This window comes from Ruegeria sp. HKCCA4812, assembly GCF_013034245.1.
Lineage (GTDB): Bacteria > Pseudomonadota > Alphaproteobacteria > Rhodobacterales > Rhodobacteraceae > Ruegeria.
Window position 1 is genome coordinate 289,250 of sequence record NZ_WQFQ01000003.1, and the last position, 14,423, is coordinate 303,672.

The 14,423-nt window shown below is 58.8% G+C and carries 16 protein-coding genes; 6 read left to right on the forward strand and 10 right to left on the reverse strand.

Features of this window, described 5'->3' with window-relative positions:
- Positions 1-2: 2 nt before the first annotated feature.
- Genes phnK through phnG form a run of 6 tightly spaced genes read right to left on the reverse strand, consistent with a single transcriptional unit; the run spans position 3 to position 4,345 of the window.
- Positions 3-773 (reverse strand): phosphonate C-P lyase system protein PhnK, encoded by a 771-nt coding sequence (phnK, locus tag GOW04_RS11705; protein ID WP_171232664.1) that lies wholly within the window; start codon positions 771-773, stop codon positions 3-5.
- On the reverse strand, positions 770-1,630 hold the full coding sequence (locus GOW04_RS11710) for an alpha-D-ribose 1-methylphosphonate 5-phosphate C-P-lyase PhnJ (RefSeq protein WP_171117299.1): 861 nt from the start codon (positions 1,628-1,630) through the stop codon (positions 770-772). The genes phnK and GOW04_RS11710 overlap by 4 nt, the downstream gene beginning before the upstream one ends.
- Positions 1,627-2,223, reverse strand: a complete 597-nt coding sequence (locus GOW04_RS11715) for an HAD family phosphatase (RefSeq protein ID WP_171232665.1) — start codon at positions 2,221-2,223, stop codon at positions 1,627-1,629. Before GOW04_RS11715 ends, GOW04_RS11710 begins: the two co-directional genes overlap by 4 nt.
- On the reverse strand, positions 2,220-3,308 hold the full coding sequence (locus GOW04_RS11720; RefSeq protein ID WP_171117295.1) for a carbon-phosphorus lyase complex subunit PhnI: 1,089 nt from the start codon (positions 3,306-3,308) through the stop codon (positions 2,220-2,222). The genes GOW04_RS11715 and GOW04_RS11720 overlap by 4 nt, the downstream gene beginning before the upstream one ends.
- Before the next feature lie 3 nt (positions 3,309-3,311).
- Positions 3,312-3,887, reverse strand: coding sequence for a phosphonate C-P lyase system protein PhnH (gene phnH / locus GOW04_RS11725; RefSeq protein WP_171232666.1), 576 nt, complete (start codon positions 3,885-3,887; stop codon positions 3,312-3,314).
- Entirely contained in the window at positions 3,887-4,345 is a 459-nt protein-coding gene (gene phnG, locus GOW04_RS11730) for a phosphonate C-P lyase system protein PhnG (RefSeq protein WP_171232667.1), read from the reverse strand. The genes phnH and phnG overlap by 1 nt, the downstream gene beginning before the upstream one ends.
- Positions 4,346-4,448: 103 nt before the next feature.
- Between phnG and phnF the strand changes: the two genes are divergently transcribed.
- Together phnF and rpe are read left to right on the forward strand one after the other, a co-directional pair.
- Positions 4,449-5,159, forward strand: coding sequence for a phosphonate metabolism transcriptional regulator PhnF (gene phnF / locus GOW04_RS11735; protein ID WP_171232668.1), 711 nt, complete (start codon positions 4,449-4,451; stop codon positions 5,157-5,159).
- 169 nt (positions 5,160-5,328) lie between these two features.
- Positions 5,329-6,018, forward strand: coding sequence for a ribulose-phosphate 3-epimerase (rpe, locus tag GOW04_RS11740; RefSeq protein WP_171232669.1), 690 nt, complete (start codon positions 5,329-5,331; stop codon positions 6,016-6,018).
- A 332-nt stretch (positions 6,019-6,350) separates the two neighbouring features.
- Here rpe and GOW04_RS11745 read toward each other — a convergent pair whose 3' ends face one another.
- From GOW04_RS11745 to GOW04_RS11760, 4 genes are all read right to left on the reverse strand, one after another.
- Positions 6,351-7,298, reverse strand: a complete 948-nt coding sequence (locus tag GOW04_RS11745) for an aldo/keto reductase (protein WP_171232670.1) — start codon at positions 7,296-7,298, stop codon at positions 6,351-6,353.
- Between the two features lie 177 nt (positions 7,299-7,475).
- A complete protein-coding gene (tuf, locus tag GOW04_RS11750; protein WP_152457114.1) occupies positions 7,476-8,651 on the reverse strand; it encodes an elongation factor Tu in 1,176 nt (391 codons plus the stop codon).
- 115 nt (positions 8,652-8,766) lie between these two features.
- Positions 8,767-9,357, reverse strand: coding sequence for a hypothetical protein (locus GOW04_RS11755; protein WP_171232671.1), 591 nt, complete (start codon positions 9,355-9,357; stop codon positions 8,767-8,769).
- A 96-nt stretch (positions 9,358-9,453) separates the two neighbouring features.
- Positions 9,454-11,802, reverse strand: coding sequence for a DNA topoisomerase IV subunit A (locus tag GOW04_RS11760; protein ID WP_171232672.1), 2,349 nt, complete (start codon positions 11,800-11,802; stop codon positions 9,454-9,456).
- A gap of 203 nt (positions 11,803-12,005) precedes the next feature.
- On the opposite strand from GOW04_RS11760, the gene GOW04_RS11765 reads away from it, so the two are divergent.
- The 4 genes from GOW04_RS11765 (at position 12,006) to GOW04_RS11780 (ending at position 14,386) form a co-directional block, all read left to right on the forward strand.
- Positions 12,006-12,635 carry an SH3 domain-containing protein gene (locus GOW04_RS11765; protein WP_253282630.1) on the forward strand — a complete coding sequence of 210 codons (630 nt, stop codon included), beginning with the start codon at positions 12,006-12,008 and terminating at the stop codon, positions 12,633-12,635.
- Positions 12,636-12,704: 69 nt separating this feature from the next.
- Positions 12,705-13,532 carry an SDR family NAD(P)-dependent oxidoreductase gene (locus GOW04_RS11770; protein WP_171232673.1) on the forward strand — a complete coding sequence of 276 codons (828 nt, stop codon included), beginning with the start codon at positions 12,705-12,707 and terminating at the stop codon, positions 13,530-13,532.
- A gap of 77 nt (positions 13,533-13,609) precedes the next feature.
- On the forward strand, positions 13,610-13,813 hold the full coding sequence (locus GOW04_RS11775) for a twin transmembrane helix small protein (protein ID WP_152457110.1): 204 nt from the start codon (positions 13,610-13,612) through the stop codon (positions 13,811-13,813).
- Positions 13,814-14,386: a cob(I)yrinic acid a,c-diamide adenosyltransferase gene (locus tag GOW04_RS11780; RefSeq protein ID WP_171120232.1), complete on the forward strand. Its 573-nt coding sequence runs from the start codon at positions 13,814-13,816 to the stop codon at positions 14,384-14,386.
- Positions 14,387-14,423 lie beyond the last annotated feature (37 nt).

Consider the following 14,423-nt stretch of genomic DNA (forward strand, 5'->3'; position numbering starts at 1 on the left):
CCTCAAACCTGCAAAACGCTGGACACCAGCAACTGCGTATAGGCATGTTGCGGGTCGTCCAGTACCTGATCCGTCAACCCGGCCTCGACCACGCGACCGCTTTTCATCACCATCAACCGATCCGCCAACAGACGCACCACGGCAAGATCATGGGTGACGATGATCGCACTCAACCTCATCTCACGCACGAGTCCGCGCAACAAATCCAGCAAACGCGCCTGCACCGACACATCCAGACCACCGGTCGGTTCGTCCATGAACACCAGCCGAGGACCTGTCACCAGATTGCGCGCGATCTGCAAACGTTGCTGCATCCCGCCCGAAAACGCGCTGGGGCGGTCATCGACGCGGCTCTCGTCAATCTCTACCCGGCCCAGCCAGTCAATGGCCTTGCCCCGAATGCTGCCATAGTGGCGTCCGCCGACGGCCATCAGCCGCTCGCCAATGTTGCCTCCGGCGCTGACAGACATCCGCAACCCGTCGCGCGCGTGTTGATGGACAAAGGCCCAGTCGGTGCGGCTCAGCATCCGGCGCTCTGGCTCGGACATTGTGACCGTATCGACCGGGCCGTCTGCACAGGTATCAAAGATCACATGCCCGGCATCCGGCTTCAGAAGGCCGCCCATACAGTTGAGCAAGGTCGACTTGCCCGACCCACTTTCACCAACGATTCCCATCACTTCTCCGGGGGAGAGATCAAAATTCACATCCGCGCATCCGATCCGGCGGCCATAGCTTTTTTCAATGCCTTTGACTTGCAACAGAGGGGTCATTGCGCGTTCCCTTCGGCCAATCGACCTGCATGGCCCGCCTCGCGGCGTGACCGGCAGTAATCCGTGTCGGAACAGACAAACATCCGGTTGCCCGCGTCATCCGTGATGACCTCATCCAGATAGCTGTCTTCGGCCCCGCACAGGTCGCAGGGATGATCGGCCTTGGTGGCCTCGAACGGGTAGTCCTCGAAATCGAGGCTCACGACTTTGGTATGCGGCGGCACCGCATAAATCCGCTGCTCGCGCCCGGCGCCAAACAGCTGGATCGCGTCCATCTCAAGCTTTGGATTGTCGAATTTCGGAATTGGGGACGGGTCCATGACATAGCGTCCAGCCACGTTCACCGGATAGGCATAAGCGGTCGAAATCGCCCCGTGCTGGCTGATATCCTCGTACAATTTCACATGCATCAGCCCGTATTCCTCAAGACTGTGCATCTTGCGCGTCTCGGTCTCGCGCGGTTCCAGAAAGCGCAGAGGTTCCGGAATCGGCACCTGATAAACGATGATCTGGTCTTCGCGCAACTTCGCCTCGGGGATGCGGTGGCGGGTCTGAATGATTGTGGCCTGTTCCGTCTTTTCCGTGGTGGCGACCCCTGCGGTGTTTTCAAAGAACTTGCGAATGGATACGGCGTTGGTCGTGTCGTCTGCGCCCTGATCGATCACCTTGAACGTATCCTCGGGCGTCAACGTCGCGGCTGAAACCTGTACGCCCCCGGTACCCCAGCCATAGGGCATCGGCATCTCGCGGCTGGCAAACGGCACCTGATACCCCGGTATGGCCAGGCCCTTGAGGATCGCCCGCCGGATCATTCGCTTGGTTTGTTCGTCCAGATAGGCGAAATTGTACGCGCTCATAAGCAGCCTCTTTCTGAAAGAGCGCGTTCAAGCGCGTGCGGCGCGGTGAAGTGGATCCCATCCATGCCCACCGCACGCGCGCCTTCGACATTGTGCGGCCCGTCATCGATGAAAATGCAGTTCTCGGGTGAAAGCCCGGCCCGCTTGCACAGCAGATGGAAAATCTCTGGCTGAGGCTTCAAAAGCTTCTCCTGCCCCGACACGACGGTGACACCAAACACTTCGCCCAATTCGGGATGTGCCCCCACGCCGACAGGCCAGGTTTCCGCTGACCAATTGGTGATCGCGTGAACCGGAGTGCCTTTCTCTTTCAGGCGGTAAAGCAGGCGCCAGCTTCCCTCGATCTTTTGCGGAACGGTTCTGGCATAACGTTCAACGTAAACACTGAGGCGCTGCCGATCTTCCGCATTTTCCAGTTCAGCGGCCAGATCGGCGAACATCTCTCCTCCATCGGCCCGCAGGTTGCGTTCGGGGAAATTGATGCGCGCCAGGAACTCTGCCACCGCCTCGCGGCTGCCCATCTCCTCCAGCCATGCCAGATGCGGATCCCATTTGACCAGCACGTTTCCGATATCAAAAACGACGGCTTTCATTCCATGGCCTCCTCTGACATGCGCTCTTCGGCCTTTCGACGCAGTTTGCGGACCAGTTCCAGCTCGGACTGGAAATCGACGTAATGCGGCAGCTTGATATGTTCGAGAAAGCCGGTGGCCTGAATGTTGTCCGCATGGCTCAGGACAAATTCTTCATCCTGCGCGGGCGCACCCACGTTGTCTTCACCCAACTCTTCCCACCGTAAGGCCCTATCGACCAGCGCCATCGCGATGGATTTTCGTTCAGACTGGCCAAAGACCAGCCCATATCCCCGCGTGAACTGCGGCGGTTCCGTTTTCGAACCGGTGAACTGGTTCACCGTTTCACATTCGGTCAGCTCGACCTCGCCAATGTCGATGGCAAAGCCCAACTCGGGGATGTCCAGCTCAACCACGACCTTGCCGATACGCAATTCTCCGACAAAGGCGTGGTTGCGGGCGTAACCGCGCTGGGTCGAATAAGCCATGCCCAGCACAAAGCCCTCATCCCCACGAGTCAGCGACTGAAGGCGCACCGGGCGGGTGGACGGGAACTCCATCGGTTCACGGGTCAGATCGCCCGGAACGTCATCGCGGGCAGGTTCATCCTGAATGATACCCTCGCCTTTCAGGAATGCGGTAATATGTGGCATCGGTTCCAGCCGCACAGGGCCTTCAGGCGCCTTTGGAACTTCGCCCTCGGCCGCCAGCTTGAAATCCAGCAATCGGTGGGTGTAGTCGAAGGTTGGCCCCAGAACCTGACCACCGGGGGCATCTTTGAACGTGGCCGAGATCCGGCGATCACAGGCCATGTCGCCGGTTTTGACGGGGTTGGAACAGCCGAAACGAGGCAGGGTCGTGCGGTAAGCGCGGACGAGGAAAATCGCCTCGATCAGATCGCCGCGCGCCTGTTTGATCGCGAGCGCAGCAAGGTCGGGATCGTATAACGACCCCTCGGCCATGACCCGGTTCACCGCAAGGCTCAACTGTTCACGGATCTGCGCGAGGCTTAGTTCCGCGACATCTGTCGCACCGCGGCGTTCTTCGGCAAGCCACGCATGGGCGTTTTCGATGGCTTTTTCGCCCCCTTTGACAGCGACATACATGGCTTACCCCCTGGATTTGATTTGCGTGCTACGCGGCAGAGCCGCGACCGCCTCACCGCAGGTGAAGAAAAAATCACACCCCAAAGGGTAAAGCAGCGCATTGTTCTGAAGAGCCGGAACATCCGGCAGAGAAAGCCGCGCCGTGTCCCGGATACCGGGGCCGCTCAGAACCGCTCCGTTCTGCTCCAGGCGCCTGCATTCCACAACAAGCGTCGCGGACCGGTCCGGGTATTCCGGCGTCCCGATACGATAGGTGTTTAGCGGCGCCAGTGCATCCCACGTACCAAGGGCAAAATCAGCCTCTTCCGCCGCCACCATCGGTGCACCCGTGTGAAAGGTCAGCCATTCGCGCACCATATCGGTGTCGGCTTCACCCGCCAGATGAACGTTTGTCTCGGCGTCGCAAAGCGTCAGGAGCAGCGCGCCGGCCGCAACGGACAAGGGCGCAGGTGGTTCACAGCCAGTCAGGGCGCGGATTTCACCCGGACGCGCCATGACAGTCATGGCCGCGCGGAATGCATGTGCCGCGTCGAAAGGTGCGTCTTGAAAGCCCCCCGAGAACCGCATTTGATCAGGCATCAATCTTCCCCCCGAGCCAGCGTGAAAAACTCGACCTTGGTGGCCGCTGCCTTTGCGGCGCGCGCTGTCTTGATCGACTGCATTTGCAGCCTCAGCGGATCAAGCAGCCGTTCCTGCAAATCATCAGCAGCGGCCGTCTGCATCATCGCATCAATCAATGCCGCCGCTTCTGCCTTGGATTTCGACCTGCCCTGAACATATCCGTGACCGACCGTACCATCCTGCAACACGACCGAGCAGCGCGTAACGGTCATTTCGCCCAGGTTGAACAAAGCGCCGGTTCCTCCGATGCGGCCAAGCACCATGACACCACCCACTTCGGGCCCGCGCAGCCATTCGAAACTCGGGCAGTCCTGAATGCCGTCCCACAGCGTCATCAGGGCGGTGTCCGGCGCGCGCGCCAGCAGACCCATCCATTCCTTCCGTGCCTTGATCCCGATTTCCGTCTGGTTTGCCATCAAAGCCTCTTGGACAGGTTGTCCACATGAACTATACAACTAGACAAATATTAACTGACAGGTTGTTAAAACGCAATCTGCGACCGTTTGAAGGTTTGGTGAAATGAGCAAAACGCCGATCTGGAAAAGTATTGCCCTGCGCCTGACCTCGGACATTGCCGAGGGGCGCTATCAAACCGGAGATCGCCTGCCGACCGAAGCCCAGCTGGCCGCCACCTATGGCGTCAACCGCCACACGGTACGGCGCGCTTTGGCTGACATGTCTGATCAGGGTCTGGTTCACGCTCGGCGCGGTGCGGGCGTTTTTGTTGCGGCACGGCCAACAGATTATCCGATCGGCAAAAGGGTGCGCTATCACAAGAACATCTCGGCCAGCGGCAAGATACCGGGCAAGAAAATCCTGGCTTTGACCACGCGCGTCGCCGATGAAGCCGAAGCCGAAGCTCTGGGCCTGAACAAGGGTGATCCAGTGCACGTCTATGACGGATTGTCCCTGGCGGATGGGCAGCCCATAGCCCTGTTTCAGAGCGTTTTCCCGGCGGAACGGTTTCCTGAAATCTTGCAGACATTGACCGAAACCCAATCCGTCACCAAAGCGCTGCAAGCCTGCGGCGTCAGGGATTACGTCCGCGTGTCGACTCGCCTGACCGCGCGCGGGGCGACCGCAACGCAGGCGCTGCAACTTCAATTGTCTGAAGGTGCTCCTGTTCTCTTCTCGGTCGGCATCAATGCCGACCCGGATGGACGGCCAGTCGAGTACGGCCGCACGGTTTTCGCGGGTGAGCGTGTAACGCTGACCCTGAACGAGGCATAAGCCAACAAAGGTTCTCAGCCGCATCCGACCGCCGGTCCCACGTCTCAGCCCATTGGGTCATATGCCACGCGGTGAGAGTTTTGTGGCAACACATCGTTTGCGGGGGCTATCCATCCCACCGGCTCAGGGGTATACGCATCCGCGACTCTTCAGCTGATACGAGGCCACCATGAGCTTTGACCGCACCATCAAGATCGCGCCGTCTATCCTGTCCGCCGATTTCGCCAATTTCGGACAGGAAATTCAGGCCATCGAAGCGCAGGGCGCCGACTGGGTTCATGTTGACGTGATGGATGGCCATTTCGTTCCAAACCTGACCTTTGGCCCTCCAGCCGTGAAAGCCTTTCGCCCGCATGTGAAAACGGTGATGGACGTTCACCTGATGATCACGCCGGTCGATCCCTACATCCAGGCCTATGCCGATGCCGGAGCGGACATTCTGACCGCACATGTCGAGGCTGGCCCTCATACCCATCGCACCTTGCAGGCCATTCGCGGCGCCGGAATGAAAGCCGGCGTTGCCCTGAACCCCGGCACCCCTGCCGAAGCGGTCGAGCATCTGATGGACCTCACGGATCTGGTTTGCGTGATGACCGTGAACCCCGGCTTTGGGGGCCAGAAATTCATCGACATGACCGGCAAGGTCAAAAAACTGCGTCAGATGATCGGTGATCGTCCGGTGCATATCGAGATTGACGGTGGCGTCGACCCGAAAACCGCTCCGCTTGTGGCAGCGGCAGGTGCGGATGTGCTGGTGGCCGGTTCCGCGGTGTTCAAGGGCGGATCGGTTTCAACCCCACAGATCTACGGAGACAACATCCGTGCCGTCCGGGCAGCTGCTGAATCAGCGCTGTCCTGATTTGCAATCACCGGCGGCTGTTAGCAAGACTGTCAGCCGCCGGTATGTATCGCAGCCCTTGTCAAACAAGGACTTAAGCCCGCGCGGAACACGCCCAAATAAGGCGCTCTGCCCGTTTCCTTGACATTGCGGTTGAGAGGATGACAGACGCGCATCACCACCCTTCATCAAACCCAATTGGCGGGAAACATCCCACCTTGACGTTCTTGTTGAGAACCCGCGTGTATTGGTGAGGTTCGCAGGACTTGGCAGGGGGCGAAATGCGACCAGGACCCCAATACGGTTTGTAAAATGGGTGATGAGCCACCGCGCAACGTAAAAACCGATAGACCCTACCCAATTTCAGGATCGTTTTGGGATTGACCCAGTTCCGCCAACTCGCTCCAAACCGCATCCGGAATAGCCCAGTTGGCCCATTCGAATGTTTGGTCCACATGTTGCGGCCATGTCGCCCCGCAGATTGTTGAAGCAATGTCTGCGTTCTTGACGGAGAACTGCAACGCAAGCGCCCCCAACGGTACATCGTAACGAGAACAGATACTCTCAACTGCACGAACCGGGCCCAGAACGGCTTCGGTCGCCTGCTGATAGACGTAATAATGATGAGCAGAACTTCCCTTGGCCAGAATTCCTCCGGAATAGGGCGCCGCATTCAGAACCGCCACACCTTTGGACCGCGCAAGCTCGATCATTGGAGCGGAGTTCACGTTGACCACCGTATGCCTGTTGTGTGTCAGAAGGACGTCAAACTCGCGATCACGCAGCATCGGCATCAGGACGTCAATCCGGCCGCCTGCAAGCCCCACTGCCTTCGCCAGACCTTCTTCCTTGATCCGGAACAGCTCATCAAGTGCACCGCCGGTGCCGGTCACTTCCGAAATATCTGCAGCGTATTCGGGGTCATGTAGATGGAGAATATCCACCTGTTCCACCCCGAGGGCCTGAAGACTTGCTTCAAGTGACCTTCGCGCTTGTGTCGCATCAAACCTGTTGCTCTCCATGTCCCGGTCCAGTTTCGTGGACAGAACCCGGCCTTCAGGCCACCCCCCCAGTTCACGAATGACTTGCCCGATACGCTCTTCACTTCGACCCATCGCGTAACCACGCGCTGTGTCAATGAAGCCATCCGGGCGCTGGAGAATTGCCCATATTGTGTCCAGCGCACGGACTTCGTCTACCTCGTACCCATATATCTGAGGTATGCTTCCCAGGCCTGTTGAACCGAACCCTATTTGCGGCAGCCTGACTCCAGTCCGGCCGATTTCAACATGCTTGGTCATCCCACCATCCTCCCGTACAGGACATTTCTGACTGCAATTTTGTCGAGGGTCGCCGTTCAACGCAAGCTTGGCGTATTGGCGTGCTATCTCGAAATCGAGGGAAGCATGGCATTTGAATCCTAACAAAAAGGGCGCCCCGCGGGGCGCCCTTTCCGTCTGATCATTCGCTTGCGCGAATTACTCGATGATCTTCGACACAACGCCGGCGCCGACGGTGCGGCCGCCTTCGCGGATGGCGAAACGCAGGCCGTTTTCCATCGCGATCGGCGCGATCAGCTCAACGCCGAACGACACGTTGTCGCCGGGCATGACCATCTCGGTGCCTTCGGCCAGGGTCACGGTGCCGGTCACGTCCGTGGTCCGGAAGTAGAACTGCGGACGGTAGTTCGCGAAGAACGGGGTGTGACGACCGCCTTCTTCCTTGGTCAGGATATAGGCTTCGGCTTCGAACTTGGTGTGCGGGGTCACCGAACCCGGCTTGCACAGAACCTGGCCACGCTCAACGCCGTCACGGTCAACACCACGCAGCAGCGCGCCGATGTTGTCGCCCGCTTCACCGCGGTCCAGCAGCTTGCGGAACATTTCAACGCCGGTGCAGGTGGTCTTGGTGGTGTCGCGGATGCCGACGATTTCAATCTCGTCACCAACGTTGATCACGCCACGCTCGACACGACCGGTCACAACGGTACCACGGCCCGAGATCGAGAACACGTCTTCGATCGGCATCAGGAACGGCTGGTCAACCGCACGCTCGGGGGTGTCGATATACTCATCAACAGCCGCCATCAGCTCGCGGATCTTGTTCTCGCCGATTTCCGGGTTGTTGCCTTCCATCGCCGCCAGAGCCGAACCTGCGATGATCGGGATATCGTCGCCGGGGTAGTCGTAGCTGGACAGCAGTTCGCGAACTTCCATCTCAACCAGTTCCAGCAGCTCTTCGTCGTCAACCTGGTCAACTTTGTTCAGGAACACGACCATCTTCGGGATGCCAACCTGGCGGCCCAGCAGGATGTGCTCACGCGTCTGCGGCATCGGGCCGTCAGCGGCGTTCACAACCAGGATCGCGCCGTCCATCTGCGCCGCACCGGTGATCATGTTCTTGACGTAGTCGGCGTGGCCGGGGCAGTCGACATGCGCATAGTGGCGGTTGTCGGTCTCGTATTCCACGTGGGCGGTCGAGATGGTGATGCCGCGCGCTTTTTCTTCCGGCGCACCGTCAATCTGGTCATACGCTTTGAAGTCACCGAAATACTTGGTGATTGCTGCGGTCAGCGTGGTCTTGCCGTGGTCAACGTGGCCAATCGTGCCGATGTTGACGTGCGGTTTTGTACGCTCAAACTTTTCCTTTGCCATTCCTCAGGCGCCCTTTTGCGATTTGGGGGACCCTTGGTCCCGTGGTTACATCTGCGCGCGCGAGATATTTGGTTCAAAGGGGAAAATCAAGCACATCCTGAGGGAAATGCGCCGATCACGTTGGATTTTGCGTGACCTCGACGGATTCCAGAGGCTGGATCAGGTCCGGCCTTTTGTCGAACCAGCCATTTTCCTTGTGCTCTTCAGCCAACCATTCCTCGACCCGGTCGGCTATTTTGAGGGCCAGACCGCTCATCTGTTCCTCTTTTGTGCGCTCATGCCCTGATCCTTTGAGGGCACTTCCGCCGGTGGTGTCTTCCAGCACCTGAAATTGCTTACCCTTGGCCAGAAACTCTTTTTTCTTCACGTCATAGACGTTGACCAACACAATCGCAGTGCTTTTAGGGTTGTAGATCACAGGGATCCCCGGCGGGGCCAGCATGTAACCCTCAAGGCTGATGCCAAGGTCATATTCCTGTGTGCCTTCGTAACGCCCTAAACGAATATCAACCGCGTTCTGGATCGCCTTCGTCCATTCGTCAGGTGTGGCGTCCCGCGATACAGGTCCCTGAACGGCCTTGTCCGCAAAGGCATAATTCACACGAAGCTTGAATTCTCCTAGGGATTCAGGCGGCTCATACACCTGTGTCTGTGTGCAAGCGGCCATCAGGGCCAGTCCGGTGATCAGCGTCAGAATGCGCAACATGTCTCGTCTCGATAGGCCTGTTTTTTGTTGATCTAGCGCACCGATACGGGTTGTGCAAAGCCGTATCGGCGGAAATTCACCCGCGAAGCAGCGCGATCACGAAAACTTATAGTCGCGCGGGAAGCCATAGGGCGGTTTTTTCCCGACACTGGCCCGTTTTGCCAGCCATTGCGTCATATCCGCCTCATGTCGGGTCTTGTCGCCGCCCATGGACCATTTCAGGCCTTCTTCCCAGTTGAAGGTCGTTACATCCGACAATCCGCCATCCAGCTCGAGCGTTCCCTGCCGGCCGCGTGCCATATTGTACTTTTGCAAACGCACGCCTTTTCCGCGCGTCATCTCAGGCAGCTCCTGGGTTGGGAAAACCAGGAACTTGCCGTTTTGCGACACCACGGCGACGTGGTCTCCGTTAATCGGCTTACAGATCATCGCGGTCTCGTCACCCTTGACGTTCAGCACCTGTTTGCCGTTGCGCGTCTGCGCCAGCACGTCATCTTCCGGCACCATAAAGCCGTTGCCCGCGTCCGAGGCCACCAGCAGCTTGCGCCCAGGCTTGTGGATCAGAATGTCGATGATCTGCGCCTCGTTGGGCAGATCCACCATCAGGCGCAAAGGCTCGCCCATGCCGCGCCCGCCGGGCAGGTTGGCTGCGCTGACAGTATAGAATCGGCCATTCGAGGCAAAGACCAGCAACCGGTCGGTCGTTTCCGCGTGGAAGATGAAACGCGGGCCGTCGCCGTCCTTGAACTTCAACTCACGCTTCAGGTCGATATGGCCGGTCATGGCGCGAATCCAACCCATCTGCGAGCAGACGACCGTAATCGGTTCCTTGTCGATCATCGCCTCAAGCGGCACTTCTTCGATTTGACCCGCTTCGGCAAACCGGGTGCGGCGTGCGCCGCCTTCGTAGTCTTTGCCAAAGGTCTTCTTCGTCTCTTTCAACTGCTCGGCAATCTTGGCCCATTGCAGGGCAGGATCAGCCAGCAGATCTTCGAGTTCGGCGCGCTCTTCCATCAGCGCGTCGCGTTCGCGAACCAGCTCCATCTCTTCCAGACGGCGCAAGGAGCGCAGGCGCATGTTGAGGATGGCGTCGACCTGGACTTCCGACAGCTCGCCCTCGCCCGGCTTGGGCGAGACATAGTCGGCCTCACTGGTCGCCCGGACATGGTCGATGCCCCAATCCTCGCGCATCAGCGCGGCTTTGGGGTCGTCGTCATAGCGGATGATGTCGATCACACGGTCGAGGTTCAGGAAGGCGACGATAAAGCCTTCGAGCACTTCCAACCGGTGGTCGATCTTGGCCATGCGGTGACGCGAGCGGCGCAGCAGCACCTCTTGCCGGTGATCGAGGAAGGCGCGCAGCACTTCCTTCATTGAACAGACCTTGGGTGTCACCCCGTCGATCAGCACGTTCATGTTCAGGCTGAACCGCACCTCGAGGTCCGAGTTGCGGTATAACATGCCCATCAGCACCTCGGGGTCCACGTTTTTCGAACGCGGTTCGAGGATCAGACGGATATCGTCGGCGGATTCGTCGCGCACATCTGCGAGGATCGGGACTTTCTTGGTCTGGATCAGTTCCGCGATCTTTTCGATCAGTTTGGATTTCTGAACCTGATAGGGAATCTCGGTGACCACGATCTGCCACTGGCCGCGCCCCAGATCCTCGACCTCGAACTTGCAGCGCAGCCGGAACGAGCCGCGCCCGGTGCGATAAGCCTGGGCGATGTTCTCGGGTGGTTCGACGATCACGCCACCGGTCGGAAAATCCGGGCCGGGGACATAGTTCAGCAACGTATCATCCCGCGCGTCCGGCGTTTTGATCAGATGCAGGCAGGCGTCGCAAAGCTCCGAGATGTTGTGCGGCGGGATGTTCGTGGCCATGCCGACTGCGATACCGCTGGCGCCGTTGGCCAAAAGATTCGGAAACTGCGCAGGCAGCACCACAGGTTCAGTCAGCGTGCCATCATAGTTGTCGCGGAAATCCACGGCGTCTTCGTTCAGACCTTCCAGCAGCGCCTCGGCCACGATGGTCATCCGCGCCTCGGTATATCGCGAGGCCGCCGGGTTGTCGCCGTCGATATTCCCGAAATTCCCCTGCCCGTCGACCAGCGGGTAACGCACGTTGAAGTCCTGCGCCAGGCGCGCCATTGCGTCGTAAATCGCGGCGTCGCCATGCGGGTGGTAATTGCCCATCACGTCGCCGGAAATCTTGGCGGACTTGCGAAAACCTCCGGTTGCGCTGAGTCGCAGCTCTCTCATCGCATAGAGGATTCGCCGGTGCACCGGCTTCAATCCGTCCCGCGCGTCCGGCAGGGCGCGGTGCATGATGGTGGACAGCGCATAGGTCAGGTAACGCTCGCCTATCGCGCGGCGCAGCGGTTCTGCAACCTCACCCCCGTGGTTGGGGGCCTCCATGTTGGGGTCGTCGATCGTATCGTTCATATATGATGTGATACGACGCAAGAACGCCTTGGTAAAGCAAGCAACGCGTATTTTACTGGGGACAAGTCGGGCTTTTTGCAACAGGGGGAGGCAAGTCGGTGTTTTCCCCGAATTTTCGACTCTGCCCTTCTATTATGCTACCATTCCAACAATTGAATGATTGCTGCCTATTTTGTTGTTACGATTGAATTGGGGGATGCGCCATGACGCGCCTTGTACTTGTTACTTTCGCCGCACTCGGCTGGACTTTTTACGTGATGAGCGGAGGTCCTGACTTTGAGCCGCGAGGTGTCCGCACAGCGGAGCCCGAGCGTGTTGCCATTGCCCCGAAACCTTCAAGGCCGGCTATCGAATCCGCGCCCGCCGAAACTCTGGTCGCGCGTGCTGCGGTAAAGCCTCCGGCGCCAGTCGCTCCGGTCACTGAACCCGTCGCCGAACTGGACGAAGCAGAAACCAAGGCGCTGTTGTCGCAAGTCGCAGCTGGCCTGAAAGCAAACCCCTCACTGTTCGCTGACGAAAACGTCACTCTGACCCTTGCGTCGCTGGAACAGGGTCTGGCCTCTCTCGAACAGGTCACCACCGACGCCGAGCTGCCAACGGTTGAACTGCCCGCCCCTGTCGAGGCCGCCAAGGATATCCGTGAAATTTCGGGAACCCGCGTGAACCTGCGTGATGGGCCGGGGACGATCTATCCGATCATCGGCAAAGCCAGGATCGGCCAGCAGGTTGAGGTATTCGGGGATTCAGGTACCGGCTGGTTGCGCCTGCGCGTGTTGCCGGGGCAACAGGTTGGGTGGATTTCGGCATCACTCGTCCGGAAAACAACGAACTGACATCGAAGTGTCATTGCCCTGCCGCAAACCCCGCCATAGCTATGGGCGGGGATCAGGCTCGGAAGGCATATGCAGAAATCGATTCTTATCACGGGATGCTCGTCAGGCATCGGTCTGGACGCGGCACACGGTATGCGTGCAAGAGGCTGGCGCGTTTTTGCATCCTGCCGCCAGCAACGCGACTGTGATCGCCTACGCGCACAAGGCTTTGAAAGCCCCAGAATCGACTACACTGATGCAGACAGCATTACATCGGGTTTGTCCCACGTTCTCGAGGCTACAGGCGGCTCGCTGGATGCCCTTTTCAACAATGGCGCACATGGCTTGCCCGGCGCGGTTGAGGATGTTCCGACGGATGGCCTGCGCCATATATTTGAGACCAATGTCTTTGGTTGGCACGAGCTGACCCGACAGGTCATTCCCGTCATGCGGGAACAGGGTCATGGCCGGATTGTGCAGTGTTCCTCGGTTCTGGGGCTTGTCGCCTTCCCGTGGCGCGGCGCGTATGTCGCCACAAAATACGCGATCGAAGGGCTGACCGACACGCTGCGGCTGGAACTTCGGGATACCGACATTCACATCGTCTTGATCGAGCCCGGCCCCATCACCTCAAAACTCCGGGAAAAGGCGATCCCATTGTTCGAGAAATACATCGACTGGGAAAACTCGGCCATTCGGGAGAAGTATGAAGGCTCACTGCTGAAGCGCCTTTATGAAAGCAGTGGGCCAGACCGATTTGAACTGCCCGCCTCTGCCGTCACGGACAAGCTGGCCCATGCGGTCGAGGCCCGACGCCCCAAACCACGTTACTATGTGACCACTCCGACATATATCGCCGGGATACTGCGCCGCATTCTGCCTACAAACGCCTCTGATCGAATCCTTTCGGATATCTGAGACGATATTTCCCGTTCGCTTTTCGACGCCCTGACGCTAGATGGGTGGTAATCGAAAAAACCGGACGGTGACTTCAAATGGACCTTGTGATGGTCATTCTGCTTCTGGCTATGGCGGCAGTTGTCGTAGTGCTGGCCTTAGGCATCGCGAATTTTGGCAAAGGCGGCATGGAAGCGGCCAAGAAAAGCAACAAGATGATGCGCCTGCGCATCCTCTTTCAGTTCATCGCCGTGTTGCTGATCGTGCTTTTCGTGTATCTGCGCGGACAGGGAGTTCAATAAATGGTCGTACTCAACAAAATCTACACACGCACTGGCGATGACGGGAAAACCGCCCTAGGCAACGGAGAGCGCGTGGCAAAATATTCGGGCCGCGTCGCAGCCTATGGCACCGTGGACGAACTGAACGCTTTTGTCGGCGTGGCACGGACCGAGGCCGAAGGTGATGTCGAAACCGCGCTGTCGCGCATTCAAAATGACCTGTTCGATCTGGGTGCCGACTTCTGTCGCCCCGACATGGAAAAAGACGCCGAGGCCGATTATCCCCCCCTGCGTATCGTGCCTGCCCAGATCGACCGGCTGGAAGCCGAGATCGACGCAATGAACGTGACGCTGGAACCTCTGCGCAGCTTCATCCTGCCCGGTGGCTCGCGTCTGGCAGCACATCTGCACGTTTGCCGGACCGTTTCGCGTCGGGCGGAACGGCTTGCGGTCGAGCTGACGAATATGGAGCCCGTCAACGACGTGGCGGTCAAATACCTCAACCGTCTCAGCGATTGGTTCTTTGTTGCAGCACGCTGCGCAAACGCAAACGGCAAAGACGACGTGTTGTGGGTTCCGGGCGCGAACCGCTGATCGCGAAATACAGAGTCGCGGGTAATATTCTTTCGCC